Annotated in this window: 14 protein-coding genes; 6 read left to right on the forward strand and 8 right to left on the reverse strand. The window is 75.8% G+C overall.

The window, feature by feature from the left end; translation table 11 throughout:
- Positions 1 to 379: 379 nt before the first annotated feature.
- From QOZ88_RS12905 to QOZ88_RS12925, 5 genes are all read right to left on the reverse strand, one after another.
- On the reverse strand, positions 380 to 1,990 hold the full coding sequence (locus QOZ88_RS12905) for a GMC family oxidoreductase (protein ID WP_306000159.1): 1,611 nt from the start codon (positions 1,988 to 1,990) through the stop codon (positions 380 to 382).
- Positions 1,990 to 3,543 (reverse strand): aldehyde dehydrogenase family protein, encoded by a 1,554-nt coding sequence (locus QOZ88_RS12910; RefSeq protein WP_306000160.1) that lies wholly within the window; start codon positions 3,541 to 3,543, stop codon positions 1,990 to 1,992. Before QOZ88_RS12910 ends, QOZ88_RS12905 begins: the two co-directional genes overlap by 1 nt.
- 66 nt (positions 3,544 to 3,609) lie before the next feature.
- Entirely contained in the window at positions 3,610 to 4,041 is a 432-nt protein-coding gene (locus tag QOZ88_RS12915; protein ID WP_306000161.1) for an ATP-binding protein, read from the reverse strand.
- Between the two features lie 337 nt (positions 4,042 to 4,378).
- Complete coding sequence (locus tag QOZ88_RS12920; protein WP_306000162.1) at positions 4,379 to 4,750, reverse strand: hypothetical protein; 372 nt, start codon at positions 4,748 to 4,750, stop codon at positions 4,379 to 4,381.
- Between the two features lie 210 nt (positions 4,751 to 4,960).
- Positions 4,961 to 5,284, reverse strand: coding sequence for a hypothetical protein (locus tag QOZ88_RS12925; RefSeq protein WP_306000163.1), 324 nt, complete (start codon positions 5,282 to 5,284; stop codon positions 4,961 to 4,963).
- A 218-nt stretch (positions 5,285 to 5,502) separates the two neighbouring features.
- Here QOZ88_RS12925 and QOZ88_RS12930 point away from each other — a divergent pair, with 218 nt between their 5' ends.
- From QOZ88_RS12930 to fabG, 3 genes are all read left to right on the forward strand, one after another.
- Positions 5,503 to 5,907 (forward strand): STAS domain-containing protein, encoded by a 405-nt coding sequence (locus QOZ88_RS12930; protein ID WP_306000164.1) that lies wholly within the window; start codon positions 5,503 to 5,505, stop codon positions 5,905 to 5,907.
- Between the two features lie 121 nt (positions 5,908 to 6,028).
- A complete protein-coding gene (locus QOZ88_RS12935) occupies positions 6,029 to 7,240 on the forward strand; it encodes an acetyl-CoA C-acetyltransferase (RefSeq protein ID WP_306000165.1) in 1,212 nt (403 codons plus the stop codon).
- A gap of 46 nt (positions 7,241 to 7,286) precedes the next feature.
- The gene (fabG, locus tag QOZ88_RS12940) at positions 7,287 to 8,057 is read left to right on the forward strand and encodes a 3-oxoacyl-ACP reductase FabG (RefSeq protein ID WP_306000166.1); all 771 of its coding nucleotides are present in this window, start codon (positions 7,287 to 7,289) and stop codon (positions 8,055 to 8,057) included.
- Positions 8,058 to 8,235: 178 nt separating this feature from the next.
- Here fabG and QOZ88_RS12945 read toward each other — a convergent pair whose 3' ends face one another.
- Entirely contained in the window at positions 8,236 to 9,114 is an 879-nt protein-coding gene (locus tag QOZ88_RS12945) for a DUF1206 domain-containing protein (protein WP_306000167.1), read from the reverse strand.
- Complete coding sequence (locus QOZ88_RS12950) at positions 9,111 to 9,950, reverse strand: DUF1206 domain-containing protein (protein WP_306000168.1); 840 nt, start codon at positions 9,948 to 9,950, stop codon at positions 9,111 to 9,113. The genes QOZ88_RS12945 and QOZ88_RS12950 overlap by 4 nt, the downstream gene beginning before the upstream one ends.
- 114 nt (positions 9,951 to 10,064) lie before the next feature.
- Between QOZ88_RS12950 and QOZ88_RS12955 the strand changes: the two genes are divergently transcribed.
- The 3 genes from QOZ88_RS12955 to QOZ88_RS12965 are packed head-to-tail and all read left to right on the forward strand — an operon-like array spanning position 10,065 to position 13,656.
- On the forward strand, positions 10,065 to 10,724 hold the full coding sequence (locus tag QOZ88_RS12955; protein WP_306000169.1) for a hypothetical protein: 660 nt from the start codon (positions 10,065 to 10,067) through the stop codon (positions 10,722 to 10,724).
- A gap of 41 nt (positions 10,725 to 10,765) precedes the next feature.
- The gene (locus QOZ88_RS12960) at positions 10,766 to 12,388 is read left to right on the forward strand and encodes an SIR2 family protein (RefSeq protein WP_306000170.1); all 1,623 of its coding nucleotides are present in this window, start codon (positions 10,766 to 10,768) and stop codon (positions 12,386 to 12,388) included.
- A gap of 38 nt (positions 12,389 to 12,426) precedes the next feature.
- Positions 12,427 to 13,656, forward strand: a complete 1,230-nt coding sequence (locus QOZ88_RS12965) for a cytochrome P450 (RefSeq protein WP_306000171.1) — start codon at positions 12,427 to 12,429, stop codon at positions 13,654 to 13,656.
- A 236-nt stretch (positions 13,657 to 13,892) separates the two neighbouring features.
- Here QOZ88_RS12965 and QOZ88_RS12970 read toward each other — a convergent pair whose 3' ends face one another.
- Entirely contained in the window at positions 13,893 to 16,214 is a 2,322-nt protein-coding gene (locus QOZ88_RS12970) for a HelD family protein (protein WP_306000172.1), read from the reverse strand.
- Between the last annotated feature and the right edge of the window lie 87 nt (positions 16,215 to 16,301).

The raw sequence follows: 16,301 nt of genomic DNA on the forward strand, positions 1-16,301 counted from the left end.
ACGACCACGGTGTGCGCCGTCTCCAGGATCGAGGCGTCGTGCTCGGGGAGCAGCGAGTAGCCGGCCGAGGTGCGCACCGGTCCGCCGTCGAGGCTGGCCACCCGCACCCGGTAGAGCCTGTTGCCGCCCGGTCCACGGCACTGCCGAAGAACTGGTGGGGGAGGCCGACCTCGTAGGCCATGGTCTTGGGCATCGCCAGGACGGCGACCTCGTGGCGCGGCGGGCGACCGCGCTGCCGACCGATCGCGGGGAGGCCGCGACCGCGCAGGCCCACGGCTGACGGAGGGCTCCTCCCTCACCGCGCTGCGTCCTCCCTCAGCGCAGACCGTGAGGGAGGACGCGCCACGATCAGGTTCCCTGATCCCAGCGCAGACGGTCGTCAGCCGGCGGTCAGCTGCGCGGCCGGTGCACGGCCCAGGACCAGGTCGGCCGCCCGCTCGGCGATCATGATCGTCGGGGCGTTGGTGTTGCCGCGCACCAGCGTCGGCATCACCGAGGCGTCGACCACCCGCAGGCCCTCGATGCCGTGCACCCGCAGCTGCGGGTCGACGACGGCCTGCTCGTCGGTGCCCATCCGGCAGGAGGAGACCGGGTGATACAGCGACTCGAGGGTGTCGCGCACCGCCTGCCGCAGGGCCTCGCGGCCGTGCACGCCGCGCCCCGGCGACCACTCCTCGGCGAGCACCGGGGCGAGCGGGCCGGTCGCGGCGATCTCCCGGGCCTGCTCCACCCCGGAGACCAGCGCGTCGAGGTCCCGCTCGTCGCTGAGGTAGCCGGCGTCGATGGCGGGCGCCCACGTCGGGTCGGCCGAGCGCAGCCGCACCGAGCCCCGCGACTGCACGTGCACCAGCACGACGGCCGAGGTGAACGCCTCGGCGTCGGGGTCGATCTCCGCCTGCTTCCAGAACTTCACCGGCAGGAAGTGCATCTGCAGGTCCGGCTCGGCCAGGTCGGGGTTCGAGCGGGTGAACAGGCCGGCCTCGGCGAGGTTGGAGGTCAGCGGGCCGCGACCGGTCACCTTCCACCGCGCCAGGTTGAGCGGCGTCTCGGCCAGCCGCAGCGACTTCCCGGAGCGCACGTTCCAGATCACCGGCACGAGCGGGTGGTCCTGCAGGCCGGCGCCCACCCCCGGGAGGTCGTGCACGACGTCGACGCCGACCTCGCGCAGGTGGTCGGCCGGGCCGATCCCCGAGAGCATGAGCAGCTGCGGGGAGTTCACCGCACCGCCGGAGAGCACCACCTCGCGGGTGGCGCGCACCGTGCGCAGCTCCCCACCGCAGCGGTACTCGACGCCGGTGGCGCGGCCGTTCTCGACCAGCACCCGGGTGGTCAGCGCCCCGGTCCGCACGGTGAGGTCGGGCCGGCCCGCGGCGGGGTGCAGGTAGGCGTCGGCGGCCGACCAGCGGCGGCCGCGCTTCTGGGTCACCTGGTACGGGCCGGCGCCCTCCTGCGCGGCGCCGTTGAAGTCGGGGTTGCGCGGGTGGCCGGCGGCCACCGCCGACTCGATCACCGCCGTCGTCCACGGGTGGGGCGAGCGCAGGTCCTCCACGCGCAGCGGGCCGCCGACCCCGTGCCACGCGTCGGCGCCGCGGGCGTTGTCCTCCATGCGCTTGAACAGCGGCAGCACCTGCTCGTAGGACCAGGCCGGGTCACCGGTCAGCTGCGCCCACTCGTCGTAGTCGGCGCGTGCCCCGCGGACGTAGATCATCGCGTTGATCGACGAGGACCCGCCGAGCAGCTTCCCCCGCGGCCAGAACAGCTTCCGGCCGCCGAGGCCCGGCTGCGCGTCGGTCGTGTAGTTCCAGTCGTGCCGGGTGCGCCACACCTTGTAGAGCCCCGCGGGGATCTTGACCTCGAGCACCGAGTCGGGGCCACCGGCCTCCAGCACGAGCACCCGCACGGTCGGGTCCTCGGTGAGGCGCCCGGCCAGCGCGCTGCCGGCCGAGCCGGCTCCGACGACGACGATGTCGTACTCCTCGTGCGCGCCCATCAGCGGTGCCGCCCGTGGACCATGCCCATGACCCGGGCCAGCGCATCGGCGGCGTTGGCCGGACGGCCGAAGCTCATAAGGTTCACCGGCAGCGGCACGCGCTGGCGGGTGATGGCCTTGGCGCGGGTGAACTCCTTGAGCCCGTCCTCGCCGTGGATGCGGCCGAAGCCGGAGTCGCCCACGCCGCCGAAGGGCAGCGCGGGTACCGAAGCGAAGGTCAGCACCGAGTTGATCGACGTCATGCCGCTGTGCATCCGGCGGGCGAGGTCCATCGCCTTGTCCTTGGACGCCGAGAAGACCGCACCGGCCAGGCCGTAGCTCGTGGCGTTGGCCCGCTGCAGCGCCTCCTCGGCGTCGCGCACCCTCGTGATGGTGAGCGTGGGGCCGAAGGTCTCCTCCTGCACCGCCGCCGAGGTCTCGGGGACGTCGAGCAGCACGGTGGGCGCGACGTACCCCTCGGCGGGGAAGGCGTCGGCGTCGGTGCCGCCGGTGACCACCCGGGCGCCCGCGGCCTCGGCGTCGGCGACGTGCCGGCGGACCACCTCGATCTGCGAGGACATGGTCATCGGGCCGTAGGTCGCCTCGCCGTCGGCACCGGGCCGCAGGCTGCGCACCTGGGTGGTGACGGCGTCGACGAAGCGGTCGTAGACCGCCTCGGTGGCGTACACCCGCTCGATCCCGATGCAGGTCTGGCCGCCGTTGCTCATCGCGCCCCAGACGGCGGCGTCGGCGGCGGCGGCCACGTCGGCGTCGTCGTCGACGATCATCGCGTCCTTGCCGCCGAGCTCCATCAGCACCGGGGTGAGGGTCTCGGCGCAGGCGGCCATGACCTTCTTCCCGGTGGCGGCCGACCCGGTGAACGCCAGCTTGTCGACCGGTACGCGGCACAACGCCGCACCGGTGGCGCCGTAGCCGGTGACGACCTGGAAGGCGTCCGCGCTGTCGGGGACGGCGGCCCGCCACGCGGCGGCCAGCCACGCGCCGACGGCGGGGGTGTGCTCGGAGGGCTTGAAGACGACGGCGTTGCCGGCGGCCAGCGCGTAGGCGATCGAGCCCATCGGCGTGAACACCGGGTAGTTCCACGGGCCGATGACGCCGACGACGCCCAGCGGCTGGTACTCCAGGTAGGCGGCGTGGTTGGCCGCCAGCAGGCCGGGGGAGACCCGGCGCGGCCCGAGGGTCTTGCGCGCGTGGCCGGCGGCCCAGGCGAGGTGGTCGACGGCCAGGGTGATCTCGAGGATCGCGTCGGCGTGCGGCTTGCCGTTCTCGCGGTGCACCAGGTCGGCGAGCTCGTGCATGCGCCGGGCCAGGTAGCCGCGGTAGGCCGAGAGCCGCTGCTTGCGGCCGTCGAAGCCCAGCGCCGCCCAGCGCTCCGCGGCGGCACGGGCGCGGGTGACGGTCTCGCCGACCGCGGCCTCGTCGTGCACGGGGAAGACGCCGACGACGGCGCCGCTGGCCGGCGCGGTCGACTCGAAGGTCTCGGTGGTGGCGTGCCGGTCGACCGTTCCCGCGGCGGCGCCGGTGACCGTGTCCAACTGCTCGGCGAGCGACATGTGGCGCACGTTACCCGCGGGTCACAGACACCGGGGCGGGGGTTCGCCCGGTCGGGGTCGGCGCGCTCAGGCGCCGCCGTCGACCACGGCCCAGGCGGTCTTGGCGGCGGCTTCGGGGAACCAGCCGTGCGCCGCCGACAGGTCGGCCACCAGGTACAGCCCGAAGCCGCCGAGCCCGGGGTCGCGGCCCTGGGCCGGCGCGGGCGGGACGTCGACGGCGGAGTCGCGGACCGCGATCAGCCACCGGTCGCCGTCGCGGCCGAGGACCGCCGCGACCGGGGCCCCGCCGTGGCGCAGCGCGTTGGAGGTGAGCTCGTCGGCGATCAGCACCAGCCGCTCCGACCAGTGGTCGCGCTCGGGGTGGGCGACGGTGCGGCTGCCGGTCGTGGACAGCCGGAGCCGGGCGCGCAGCGCGGCCAGCTCGCCCAGGGAGGACAGCTCCTGGCACCACACCTCGGGGAACGGTCGCGGTGGTCGCGCGGCCTGCCAGAGCCCCACCGGTCACCGCCTCTCCCCGCCGGCTCTGCTCACCGGTCGTGGCGCCCCCCTGCCCGTTCCGGTGCGGCGCGAATCCTCACCTCACCCCGAAGAGGGGGCCGGAGCTGGACGGCCGGGCCCGGCGTCCGGGCGCATCGTCACCACCCGCCCGTGCGCCCGCCGGGAACGGTGGGGGGCCGCCGTCCGGCGGCACGTCCGTGCCCCGCGGGCGGGCACGGCACAGGCGCCCGGGGAGCTCCCGCTCTGCCCGGCCGGCGTGGGCAGAGCGCGAGCTCCCGGGACAGGGACCGCTGCCCGCCGGCCGGGCGGGCGTCCGGAGCGGGAACGGGACCGGAGGTCAGCTGCCCCAGCGCGGGATGGCGGCCGCGCCGGGCGCATGGCCGTGCGTGGACGGTCGGCCGCCGTTGCGCCGGGTGCTCGCCCCGGCGGCTCCCGGCGCCGGGGACACCGACTGCCAGCAGCGGAACAGCGACAGCCACCGCTCGGCGGTCAGCTCCGCCGGCCGGGTGGTGGGCGGGAGGCCCTCCTGCCGCAGCCAGCGGACGCCGGCCGTCCCCGGCAGCTGGGCTCTCAGGAGCGCGCCCAGCGGGGCCGACGGCGAGGCGAGGACGGCGTGGGCGAGCCGGTCGAACGCGGCGGTCTCGCTCTCGGGGAGCGCGGTGCGGGCGTCGGCGGCCGGGCCGACCGGTTCAGGGGTGCTTCGTGACACGGGGTGCCTCCGGGGAGGTGCGGTGGGGGGCGCCCCGCGGGCACGGCAGGGACCGGGCGGGGGCGCAGGGGAGCGGGCGCCCGGGAGGACCGGGCGCGGACGGCGGGCGGGGGAACCGGCCCGCGGCGCGTCAGCTCAGGGGGTGCGCAGTCGCACGGAGTACCGCATGGGGAGGGACGCTAGGCCGTGCCCGCCCCGGCGTCGACCGGATTAACGAGAGGTGTCCCGCGCCGCCTTGCGCGCCTGGTGGGCCTCCCAGCGGGCGCGGTCGCGCGCCCGGGCGTCGGCGTTGCGCTCCCACTTCTCCTTGCGGCGGCGGGCGCGGGCCAGCTCCCGCTCCTCGAAGGTCGCGTGCGACTCCCAGCCCTGCGCGGCTGCGGCCAGGGCGAGCAGGGTGAGCGCCGCGATGGCGACCGCAGCGGCGAGGATCGGGTCGAGCACGGTGAACGCGCCCACCGCGACGGCCAGCGCGACGAGGCCGCCCACGACCAGCAGCGGGGACGGGCGGCGGGACGAGGGGCGGGGCTCGGTCACGAGGCCAGTATCCGTCGCCGGGCGGGGCCGGTGACGGAGCGTCCCTGCAGTCGGCGGTGCCGGGTAGGCCACGTGCGGCGGCGACCCTTGCGCCCCGCCCCGGCGATGCCTACGGTCGGCAGCGCGGTTCAAGCAGCAGCCGCGAACCCAGTGCTGGTCGTCGTGTCGTTCGCGTCCGCAGGCTCACTGGTCCGGTTCTGGCCCCGAGAGGCAAACCCGTGACCGCTTCCTCGCTCGACCGTTCGCTCGCCGGATCCGTCCAGTCGCCGGCCGGGCTGGACCTCCCGCCCGTCGCGCCCCTCGCCCTGGAGGTGGCCGGTACCGCTGCCCTGCCGCGCCTCACCGTCGCCGGCGAGGTCGACTGCACCTCCGCCCCGCAGGTCGCCGCCGTCCTCGACGAGCTGGTCGCGGCCGCGCCGCAGGAGGTCCTCGTCGACCTGACCGCCGTCACGTTCCTCGACTCTGCCGGTCTGTGCACCCTGGCCGCCGGGCACCGCAAGGCGCTGGCCGGCGGTGGGCGGCTGCGGGTCCTGGCCGCCACCCGTGCGGTCATCAGGCCGCTGCAGATCACCGGGCTCTGGGACCTCCTCGGCGGCGAACGGGTCGGCGGCGCCGCTACCTGATCGCCGCCCGGACCCCTTTCCGGGGGCCGGGGGGGCGCGGCGACCGCCCGCGGGGCAGACTCGGGGCGCGACGCCCGGAGCCGGACCGGGTGCCGGGAGCGGACGAACGAGGAGGACCACCGTGCGCGATGCGGTCATCTGCGAGCCCCTGCGGACGCCGGTCGGCGGGTTCGGGGGCTCGCTGCGCGACGTCCCCGTCCAGGAGCTGGCGGCGACGGTGATCCGTGCACTCCTGGAGCGCACCGGGCTGCCGCCCGAGTCGGTGGACGACGTCCTGCTCGGCCACTGCTACCCGACGATGGACGCGCCGGCCCTCGGCCGGGTCGCCGCCCTCGACGCGGGCCTGCCGGTGACGGCCTCGGGCCTCCAGGTCGACCGCCGATGCGGCTCGGGGCTGCAGGCGGTCGTCTACGCGGCGCTGCAGGTGCGGTCCGGCGCCTCCGACGTCGTCCTCGCCGGTGGCGCCGAGTCGATGAGCAACGCGCCGTTCTACTCGACCGCCATGCGCTGGGGCGTCAAGCCCGGGCCCGGCGTGCTGCTGGAGGACGGGCTGGCCCGCGGCCGGGTCACCGCCGGCGGGCAGAACCACCCCGTGCCCGGCGGGATGCTGGAGACCGCGGAGAACGTCCGGCGCGACTACGGCATCGGCCGCCAGGAGCAGGACGAGTACGCCGTCCGCAGCCACCAGCGGGCCGCGGCCGCCACCGCCGAGGGGCGGTTCGCCGATGAGATCGTGCCGGTGACCGTCAAGCACCGGAAGGGCGAGACCGTCGTCGACCGCGACGAGCACATCCGCCCTGACTCCACGGTGGAGACCCTCGCCAAGCTCCGCCCGATCCTCGGCAAGAACGACCCCGACGCCACCGTCACCGCGGGCAACGCCTCCGGGCAGAACGATGGCGCCGCCGTCGCCATCGTCACCCACCCGGAGAAGGCCGCCGAGCTCGGCCTGCGGCCGCTGGCCCGCCTGGTGTCCTTCGGGGTGGGCGGGGTGCCGCCGAAGACCATGGGCATCGGCCCGGTGCCGGCCACCGCCAAGGCGCTCGCCCAGGCCGACCTCAAGCTCTCCGACGTCGACCTCATCGAGCTCAACGAGGCGTTCGCCAGCCAGGTGCTCGCCGTCGCCAAGGAGTGGGGCTTCACCGACTCCGACTGGGAGCGCACCAACGTCAACGGCTCGGGCATCTCGCTGGGCCACCCGGTGGGCGCGACCGGGGGCCGGATCCTGGCCACGCTGCTGCGCGAGATGGACCGCCGCGGCGCCCGCTACGGCCTCGAGACGATGTGCATCGGCGGCGGGCAGGGCCTCGCCGCGCTGTTCGAGCGCGTCTGAGCGAGACTCCGTCCGACCGTCCCACCGAACCGAGGAGCGCTGCCGCATGACCACGTCCCCCACCGGTTCCGCCCGCGTCGCGATCGTCACCGGAGCCGCCCGCGGCATCGGTGCGGCCACCGCGCTGCGGCTGGCCCAGGACGGCTTCGCCATCGCGGTGATCGACCTGAAGGAGGACGACGCCCGCGGCACCGTCGAGGCGATCGAGGCCGCCGGCGGCCGGGCGCTGGCCGTGGGGGCCGACGTCGGTGACGCCGAGCAGGTGCAGGCGGCCGTCGACCGGATCGCCGCGGAGCTCGGCCCGCCGGTGGTGCTGGTGAACAACGCCGGGGTCACCCGGGACAACATGCTGTTCAAGATGAGCGATGCCGACTGGGACGTGGTCATGCACGTGCACCTGCGCGGCTCGTTCCTCATGACCCGCGCCGCCCAGAAGCACATGATCGACCAGAAGTGGGGGCGCATCGTCAACCTGTCGAGCACCTCCGCGCTGGGCAACCGCGGCCAGGCCAACTACGCGACGGCGAAGGCCGGCCTGCAGGGCTTCACCAAGACCCTCGCCATCGAGCTGGGCAAGTTCGGCGTCACCGCCAACGCGATCGCGCCGGGCTTCATCCAGACCGAGATGACCAAGGCCACCGCGGAGCGCATCGGCGAGGACTGGGAGTCCTACGTGCAGAAGCGCGCGGCGGCGATCCCGGTCGCGCGCGCCGGCGTGCCGGAGGACATCGCGCACACCGTGTCCTTCTTCGTCAGCGAGGGCGCGGGGTTCGTCTCCGGGCAGGTCGTCTACGTCGCCGGCGGTCCGCGCACCTAGGACCGCGTCACGCAACCTTCGACTGGGTCAAGCTGGGCCGGCTAGCGCTTCGCGTCAGGACAGTGTGCGCAGACGCGCCATTCCCGTGCCGAAAACTGACCATCTGCGCACTCCGTCGCCATCAGCGGCGGTCTCGGGAAGGCAGCCGCCAGGCAGGCGAACGTTGACGGCCGCAGTACTAGGACGAGGGATCGCGGTCGGGGTACCGCGCGCGGGCGAGGGCGTAGACCCCGAACGCCGCGAACCCGGCCGCGACACCGCCGAGCAGCCACGGCCCGGCGCCCACTCCCGCGATCGCGGTCATCGCGCCGTCCAGGCCGGTCGCGGTCGAGACGTCGTGCGAGGCGGCCGCCTGCCACAGCAGGACGCCGACCAGTGCGAAGGCGACGCCCTTCGCCAGGTACCCGATCCGCCCCAGCACCTCGATCGCCGGCTCCCAGCGGTCGGGGGCCGCGGGAAGGTCGATGTCGCGCATGAAGCCGCCGGTGCAGCCGCGCACGAACGTGTAGATCCCGACGGCGACCACCCCGGCGGCGACCGCGCTGATGAGGACCGCCCCACCGGGGATCAGCAGCGTCTCCTCGGTCAGCTCGCGCAGCCGTTCGTCGGCCTCGTACTCGAACCCGAGGGCGAACAACAGCGCGGTCAGCCCGAGGATGCCGTACACCGCACCCTTGGCCAGGCACTTGGCGCAGACGACGGCGGTGCGCACCCGGTGCTCGCCGTCCAGCAGCCCGTGCCACCAGAGCAGCACCTCTGCGGCCTGCCAGACGGCCAGCGACAGCATGCCCAGGCCGATCGCGACCAGCAGCAGCCGCCCGCCGGGCCCACCGGCGACCGTGAGCAGCGCGCCGGTCTGGTCGGGGTCGGCGCCGCGCAGCCCCATTGCCATGCGCACCGCGAGCGCGGCGATGAGCAGGTGCATCGCCCCGTAGGCGATGAGGCCGGCGCGGGCGAGGTGGACCAGCACCGGGTGGTCGGTGACCCGGCGGATCCGGACGACGACGTCGTGGAGGCGGTGGGCCAGCGCCCGGACCGAGGGCGCCGGCGGGCTCACGTGCGCTCGGGGTAGCGCGCGCGGACGAAGCAGTAGGCGCCGAAGGCGGCGATCCCGACGGCGATGAGCGTCAGCAGCACCGGCCCGGCGGGCGCGGTCAGCACCGCCTGCAGCGCGCCGTCCAGGCCGGACGCCTTGGCGGGGTCGAACGTGACCGCCGCCCACACGAGCAACCCGCCGACGAGCCCCAGTGCGACCCCCTTGGCGGGGAAGCCGACCTGGCCGAGCCGGGTGACCAGCCGCCGGGCCGAGGCGGAGCAGTCGCTGAGGTCGATCTCCTCCAGGAAGCGCTTCGTGAGGCCCTTGTGGACGAGGTAGACCGCGACGCCCACGACGACCAGCCCGGCGGCGCCAACCAGCCAGCGGCCGGCGGGCCAGCCGAAGACGCCGGCGGCGGCCTGCTGCTGGGACCCGCCGCCGGACTGCCCGCCCCCGGTGGCGAACCGGATCGCGAGCACGGCCAGGGCGGTGTAGACCACCGCCTTGGCTGCCGCCTTCACGGTCTTCTCCACCGCCGTGGTGCGGGCCTTGCCCGACGCGGACCAGCCGTGCCGCCAGCGGAGGATCTCGGCGGCCTGCCAGAGCGCCAGCGCGACGAGCCCGATGCCGAGCACCCACAGCAGCGGCTCGCCCAGCGGCTGCTCGGCCAGGGTGGCCAGCGCCCGGGACTGGTCGGCCTGCTCGCCGGCCCGGCCCCAGGCGAGCTGCAGCGCCAGCCAGGCGATGAGCACGTGGACCAGCCCGTAGGCGACCAGCCCCACGCGGGCCAGGTGCTCCAGGCCGTCGCTGTTCCCGGCCCGGCCCGCGGCCGACCCGGCCCTGTCCTGCACGCTCATCGCGGTGCCTCCTGCTCCGGCTGCGATGGCGGAGCGCCATGCGGTGATCAGCGTGGCACGGCCCACGTCCCGGTGCCTCCCCGTCCGGCGTGCGGCGTGGGGGACACTGGGTCCGTGGCGAACGGAACCGGAATCCTCTCGGCCGGCACGGTCAGCGCGGCGACCCCCGAGGTCGCCCGGCGCACCTGGCCGCGGTGGCTGGCGCTGGGTGTGGCGATGATCGCGGTCGCGGTCGTCGCCGTCGTCTGGGACGCCGGTGCCCGCCTGCTGCTCGGCGGCGTGGGGCTGTTCCTGGCCGCGCGGGGGACGGTCCTGCTCCGGGGTGCCCGCGCCGGCGTCGTCCCCGGCGAGGTGGCCGGGCGGGCGCGGTCGCTGGGCACGGTGGCCGTGGTGGCCGGGGCCGCGGCCCTCGTCGTCGCAGTCACCTCGGCGTCCCTCGCGGCGGCGGTCCTCCTCGTCGGCGTCCCCCTGCTGCTCCTCGGCACGTCGCTCGGCCTGCTGGGCCGGGGCGGCGCGGCGAGGCGCGGGGGGCAGGCGCTGCTGGTCTGGTCGGTGCTGGTCACCGCTCTGCTGGTGGTCACCGGCGTGCTGCAGGGCGCCGACCGGGCCGCCGACGTCGCCACCGTGGTGGCCGCGCTGGTCCTCGCGGTGCTCGGCGTCCCGCTGCTGATCGGCGCGGCGAACCTGCGCACGGTGGCGGCGGCGCCCGCCCCGGCGCCAGTGGGCTCCGGCTGCGGTGGCTGCGCCTGCGGCGCGGGCGGCTGCGGGGCCTGACCGGCGCGCATGGCCAGCGGGCCCTGGGTATGGCCCAGCCCGTGAGCGGACACGTCTTCGTCGTCGGGGCGGACCTGACGCGGCTGTCCTGCGACGACGTCCTGGTGCCCACCGACCGCTCGCTGCGGGTGGCCCGCGGCTGGTGCGCCCTGCTGCCCGACGAGCTGATCACCGACCGGCGGGCGGAGGGCGACTGCGTCGCGATGTCGTGGACCGGGGACGAGCGGGTGCTCGAGGTGCCCGGGGACGGCGCGCGGCGCGCGTGGCTGGTCGACACCGTCGACGGGGGCGCCGACGGGACGGGGAGCCGGGGGCGGTCCTGGCTGCTCGACGGGGCCCGGGAGGCGCTGGCCGCCGTCGCCCGGCGCGAGGTGCGCGAACCGGTGCTCGGGCGCGCGCGGCGGCTGGTCGGGCTGCCCGCGCTGGGCACCGGCTGGGGCGGAGCCGCGGGCGAGCGCGGGGCCCTGCTGCAGCAGCTGCTGCCGGTGCTGCGCGAGGCCGCCGAGGAGCACGGCTTCGACGTCGCCCTGGTGCTGCGCCGGCCCAGCGACCTCGCCGCCGCCCAGCGGGTGCGGCGCGGCGAGGAGGGCGGCTGGGACCTGCCCGGGCACCTGCGGGACCTGGCCGGGGACCTGGGTGAGCGCGCCCGCCGGGGTCAGCTGGCGGTCTTCATCGGCGCAGGGGTCAGCGCCGCCGCGGGGTTGCCGACGTGGGAGCAGCTGGTGCACGAGCTGGCGACCCGGTCCGGCCTGGACGATGCCCTGCGCGCCGGCCTCGCCCGGCTGCCGGCGCAGGACGCGGCGGCGCTGCTGGCGCGCGAGCTGGGCGCCGACGAGCTGGCGGCGTTCGTCGAGGAGCGGTTCGGCCCCGGCCCCTACGCCCTCGCGCACGCGCTGATCGCCGACCTGCCGGTGCAGGAGTTCGTGACCACGAACTACGACCCGCTGGTGGAGCTCGCCGCCGGTGACATCGGCCGGCAGGTGGCCGTGCTACCCCACGACGAGGCCCGGCCGGGGGTGCCGTGGCTGCTCAAGCTGCACGGGGACGCCGCGCACCCGGAGAGCGTGGTGCTGACCCGCGAGGAGTACCTGCAGTTCGGCAACACCGGCGCGGCGCTGGCGGGGGTGCTGCACTCGCTGCTGCTCACCCGGCACGTGCTGTTCGTGGGCACCTCGATGCTGGACGACGACCTGATCCGGATCGCCCACCAGGTGCGCATCGCGCTGCAGACCCAGGGGGCGGGGACGGCACGGCGCACCGGGACCGTGCTGGCGCTGCAGGAGGACCCGGCCCGCGCCCGCCTGTGGGAGCAGGACGTCGAGACGGTGGCGATGAGCCCCGCGGACGCCTCGCCGGCCGAGGCCGCGCGCCGGCTGGAGGTGCTGCTCGACCTCATCGGCTGCCTGTCCACGCCGCCCACCGGCTACCTGCTGGACCCCGCCTACCGCGGGCTGCTCGACGAGGAGGAGCGGGTGCTCGCCGAGGCGCTGGCCGGGGTGGCCGCGGCGCTGCCCGGGGACGCCTCGTCCACGGTCGGGCAGGAGGTCGCCGGCCTGCTGCGCCGGCTGGGCCACGGCAGCTGCGCGGCCGACGGGGAAGACCCGCCCGCCGGCGTCGCCACCCGGCCGCGCGACGACCGGACGCAGGAGCAGCGGCCGGGCTGAGGGGTTGCCCACCTGCGCGGATGGGCACGGCACGGCTCATGCCACGTCTGGAGAACAGCCTGAAACTGCTGTCCAAGGGCTACGCCTGGCTGCCCGACGAGCGCCGGCGGACCGGCCGGGACGCGGTCGGGGTCCGGCTGGGCGGGAAGCCGGCCGTCGGCATCGAGGGCCCCGAGGCTGCCCGCTTCCTCTACGACGAGGACCACGTGCGCCGCTCGCACGCCATCCCGGAGCCGGTGCAGGGCACGCTCTTCGGCAAGGGTGCGGTGCACACGCTGGACGGCGAGATGCACCGGGTGCGCAAGGCGATGTTCGTCGCGCTGCTGATGCGCGAGGACGGCATCGCCTCGCTGGTGGAGCGCACGACCGCGGCCTGGGACGCCGCGGTGCCCGAGTGGTCCCGCCGGTCGGAGATCGTGCTGTTCGACGAGGCGAGCCGGGTGCTGGCCGGTTCCGTGGCCCGGTGGACGGGCGTGCCGGTGCGCGACGAGGAGGTGCCCGACCTGGCCCGCGACATGGTGGCCATGGTCGACGGCTTCGCGACCGGTGGGCCCCGCCACTTCCGGGCGCGCCGGGCCCGGGGCCGCCGGGAGCGGTGGCTGCAGCAGCTGGTCCGGGACGTGCGCAGCGGGCGGACCCGGGTGGAGGAGGGCTCGGCGGTCGAGGTGGTGTCGCAGCACCGGGACGCCGACGGCGCCCAGCTACCGGCGGACGTGGCCGGGGTGGAGCTGGTCAACATCATCCGGCCGACGACGGCGGTCGCCTGGTTCATGGCCTTCTCGGGCCACGCGCTGATCCGCTGGCCGGGCAACCGGGAGCGGCTGGCGAGCGGTGACCCGGCATTCGCCGAGGCGTGGGCGCACGAGGTGCGGCGGTTCTACCCGTTCGCCCCGTTCATCGGCGGCCGCTCCCCGCAACGCAACGAGTTCGCCGGCGAGGAGATCCCCGAGAACGCCATGGTGCTGCTGGACCTGTACGGCCAGAACCACGACCCGGCGCTCTGGGACACCCCGTACGCCTTCCGCCCCGATCGGTTCCTCGACCGCAAGATCGGCGAGTGGGAGCTGGTGCCGCAGGGCGGTGGCGACCCGCGCACCAACCACCGCTGCCCGGGGGAGCAGATCACCGTCGCGCTCATCTCGGCCCTCGCGGTGCGGCTGTCCCGGCTGGAGTGGGAGGCGCCCGAGCAGGATCTCACCATCGCGCTGCACCGGATCCCGGCCAGGCCGAGGAGCGGCGTGCGGCTGCGGGTGCGCGGCGGGGCCTGAGGCGGGCGCCCCGCCACGTGCCCTCTGGTACGGCACACGTGGACGGTCCTGTGGGACATCGCCACGGAAGTCGAGGCCCTGACGCACCGGCCCCCTCACGGATCTCACCGGTCAGCGTGTGCTCTCACCGGTCAGCGTGGGCGCTGACGTCCACCTCCGAGCCCTCGAAAGTGGGGCGTCGGCGCACACGCTGGCCGGTCGTCGATCGCCCACCCGACGCCGGAGCAGCAGCGCGGTCAGCGGGGGTCGAGCCGCTTCAGCTCCGACGGGAGTTCGCCGGCGTGCACCACGCCCAGCCGCTGGGTGGCCCGGGTGAGCGCCACGTAGAGGTCGTTGTGCCCGCGCACGCCTTCCGTGAGGATCCCGACCGGGTCGGCGACCAGCACCGAGTCGAACTCCAGCCCCTTGCTGCCCTCCGGGGTGAGCACCACGGGCCCGGCGGTCAGGTCGCCGTCGGCCGAGGCGGCCGGCACCCGGGCGCGGACGGCGTCGGTGACGGCGGCCAGCCGGCTGCGCGGCACGATCACGCCGAGGGTGCCCTCCTCGCGGTCCAGCTCGGCCGCGGCCTCGGCGACGGCCGTGACCAGATGCTCCTCGGCGACCGCGCGGGCCCACGGCTGCTCACCGGTGGAGCGCACCGACCGGGCCGCCGAGGTGACGGCCCCGCCCGCGGCCAGCACGTCGGCGGCGACGTCCATGATCTCCGCGGGCGTGCGGTAGTTGACGGTCAGCTCCTCCAGGCGCCAGCCGCGCATGTCCCGGGGCCCCAGCGCCGGCTCGAGCACCTCGGCCCAGCTGCTGGCACCGGCGGCCGAGCCGGTCTGCGCGACGTCGCCGACCAGGGTCATCGACCGGGTGGGGCAGCGGCGCAGCAGCACCCGCCAGGCCATGGCCGAGAGCTCCTGCGCCTCGTCGACGATGACGTGCCCGTAGGTCCAGGTGCGGTCGGCGGCGGCGCGCTGCGCCGTCGACCGCGAGTCGCCGACCTCCTGTCGCTCGGCCAGGCCCTCGGCGTCGAGGAGGTCGCCGGCGGAGAGCTCCTCGGACTCCTCTTCGGTCTCCCAGTCGGTCGAGCGGGAGCCGTGCAGCAGGTCGAGGGTTTCCTGGGCGTGGCGCAGCCGGCGCTGCCGCTCCCGGCGGGCGGCGGCCCGCTCGGCGCTGTCGTCGATGCCGAGCAGCTCGTCGGCCTCCTCGAGGAGGGGCACGTCGGCCGGCGTCCACGGCGCGGACGCCGGCCGCAGCAGCAGCTCGCGGTCGGCCTCGGGCCACCCGCGGGTCGCGGCCGCCAGGCGGCGGGGGTCGGCGAAGAGGTCGCGCAGCAGGCGCTCGGCGCTCAGCCGGGGCCACAGCCGCTCGACCAGGGCGTGCACGGCGGGCTCGGTGGCGACCTCCTGCCGCAGCGCGGCGAGGTCGCCCCGGCCGAGCAGGTTGCCGCCGTCGAGCACGTTCGCGCCGAGCTTGTCGGCGTACTTGCCGGCGAGCAGGTCGATGACCGCGCGGACGAACGCCGGCCGGGCCTCGTTGTGCAGCCGGGAGACCGCCCGGGCGCGGCTGCGCGCGCGGGCGGCGTCGGCCTTGGTGAAGCGCAGCGGCGTCCCGTCGACGGTGAGGTTCGCCGGCGCGTCGAGGACGGCCTGCCGGTTGCGGACGGCGGTGGCGACGACGTCGACCATCGCCAGCCGCCCCTTGACCTCGGCGACTTCCGGCGCCTCGGCCGCGTGCGCCTGCAGCCCCGGCCGCAGGCCGCCCATGTCGGTGAGCACCACCCCGGTCTCACCGAGGGAGGGCAGCACGTCGGCGATGTAGCCGAGGAAGGTGGGGGAGGGCCCGACGATGAGCAGCCCGCTGCGGGCCAGCCGCTCGCGGTGGGTGTAGAGGAGGTAGGCCGCGCGGTGCAGGGCGACGGCGGTCTTGCCCGTGCCGGGACCGCCCTGGACGACCAGGACGCCGCGGTGGTCGGCCCGGATGATCCGGTCCTGCTCGGCCTGGATGGTGCGGACGATGTCGTTCATCCGGCCGGTGCGGTTCGCGTTGAGCGCGGCCAGCAGCACCGACTCGCCGGCCAGCCCGGACCGCTGCACGAGGTCGGGGTCGGAGAGGTCGAGGGTCTCGTCGGTGACGCCGACGACGGTGCGGCCGCGGGTGCGGATGTGCCGGCGGTGCCGCACGCCGAGGTCGTGCAGGGGCGTGGCGGTGTAGAAGGGCTGGGCCGCGGGGGCGCGCCAGTCGACGAGCAGCGGCTCCTCGCCGCCGTCCTCCGCGAAGAGCCCGATGCGGCCGATGTACCGGGGGACGTCGACGTCGTGCCGGTCGAGCCGGCCGAAGCACAGCCCGCTGTCGGCGGCGTCGAGCGCGACGATCCGCTGGGTGTGCAGCTCGACCGCGGCCTCGCGCTCCCCGACGGCCTGCGGGTTGTGCGGCACGGTGGTCAGGGCCTCGTCGAGCCGGGCGACGGTGCGGGCGCGGACCTCGTCGAGCCGGCGGTGCAACACGCTGACGTAGGCCTGCTCGGCCGCGATCCCGTCGTCGGGGGACCCGGTCGCACGAACTGTCGTCACAACCTCTTCGCTCTCTGGTGGTGAGGGGAGTGCGGACGGCACGCTGCGTGCCGTTCCGGGCAGCTGCTCATTCTGCGCACGCGGACC

The sequence above is a fragment of the Blastococcus carthaginiensis genome, assembly GCF_030731085.1.
In the GTDB taxonomy this organism is placed as follows: Bacteria; Actinomycetota; Actinomycetes; order Mycobacteriales; family Geodermatophilaceae; genus Blastococcus; species Blastococcus carthaginiensis.

Coding starts and splice junctions, on each gene's coding strand:
- QOZ88_RS12905 (WP_306000159.1), bottom strand. CDS start 1,990: ATGGGCGCGCACGAGGAGTACGACATCGTCGTCGTCGGAGCCGGCTCG.
- QOZ88_RS12910 (WP_306000160.1), bottom strand. CDS start 3,543: ATGTCGCTCGCCGAGCAGTTGGACACGGTCACCGGCGCCGCCGCGGGA.
- fabG (WP_306000166.1), top strand. CDS start 7,287: ATGACCACGTCCCCCACCGGTTCCGCCCGCGTCGCGATCGTCACCGGA.
- QOZ88_RS12950 (WP_306000168.1), bottom strand. CDS start 9,950: ATGAGCGTGCAGGACAGGGCCGGGTCGGCCGCGGGCCGGGCCGGGAAC.
- QOZ88_RS12965 (WP_306000171.1), top strand. CDS start 12,427: ATGCCACGTCTGGAGAACAGCCTGAAACTGCTGTCCAAGGGCTACGCC.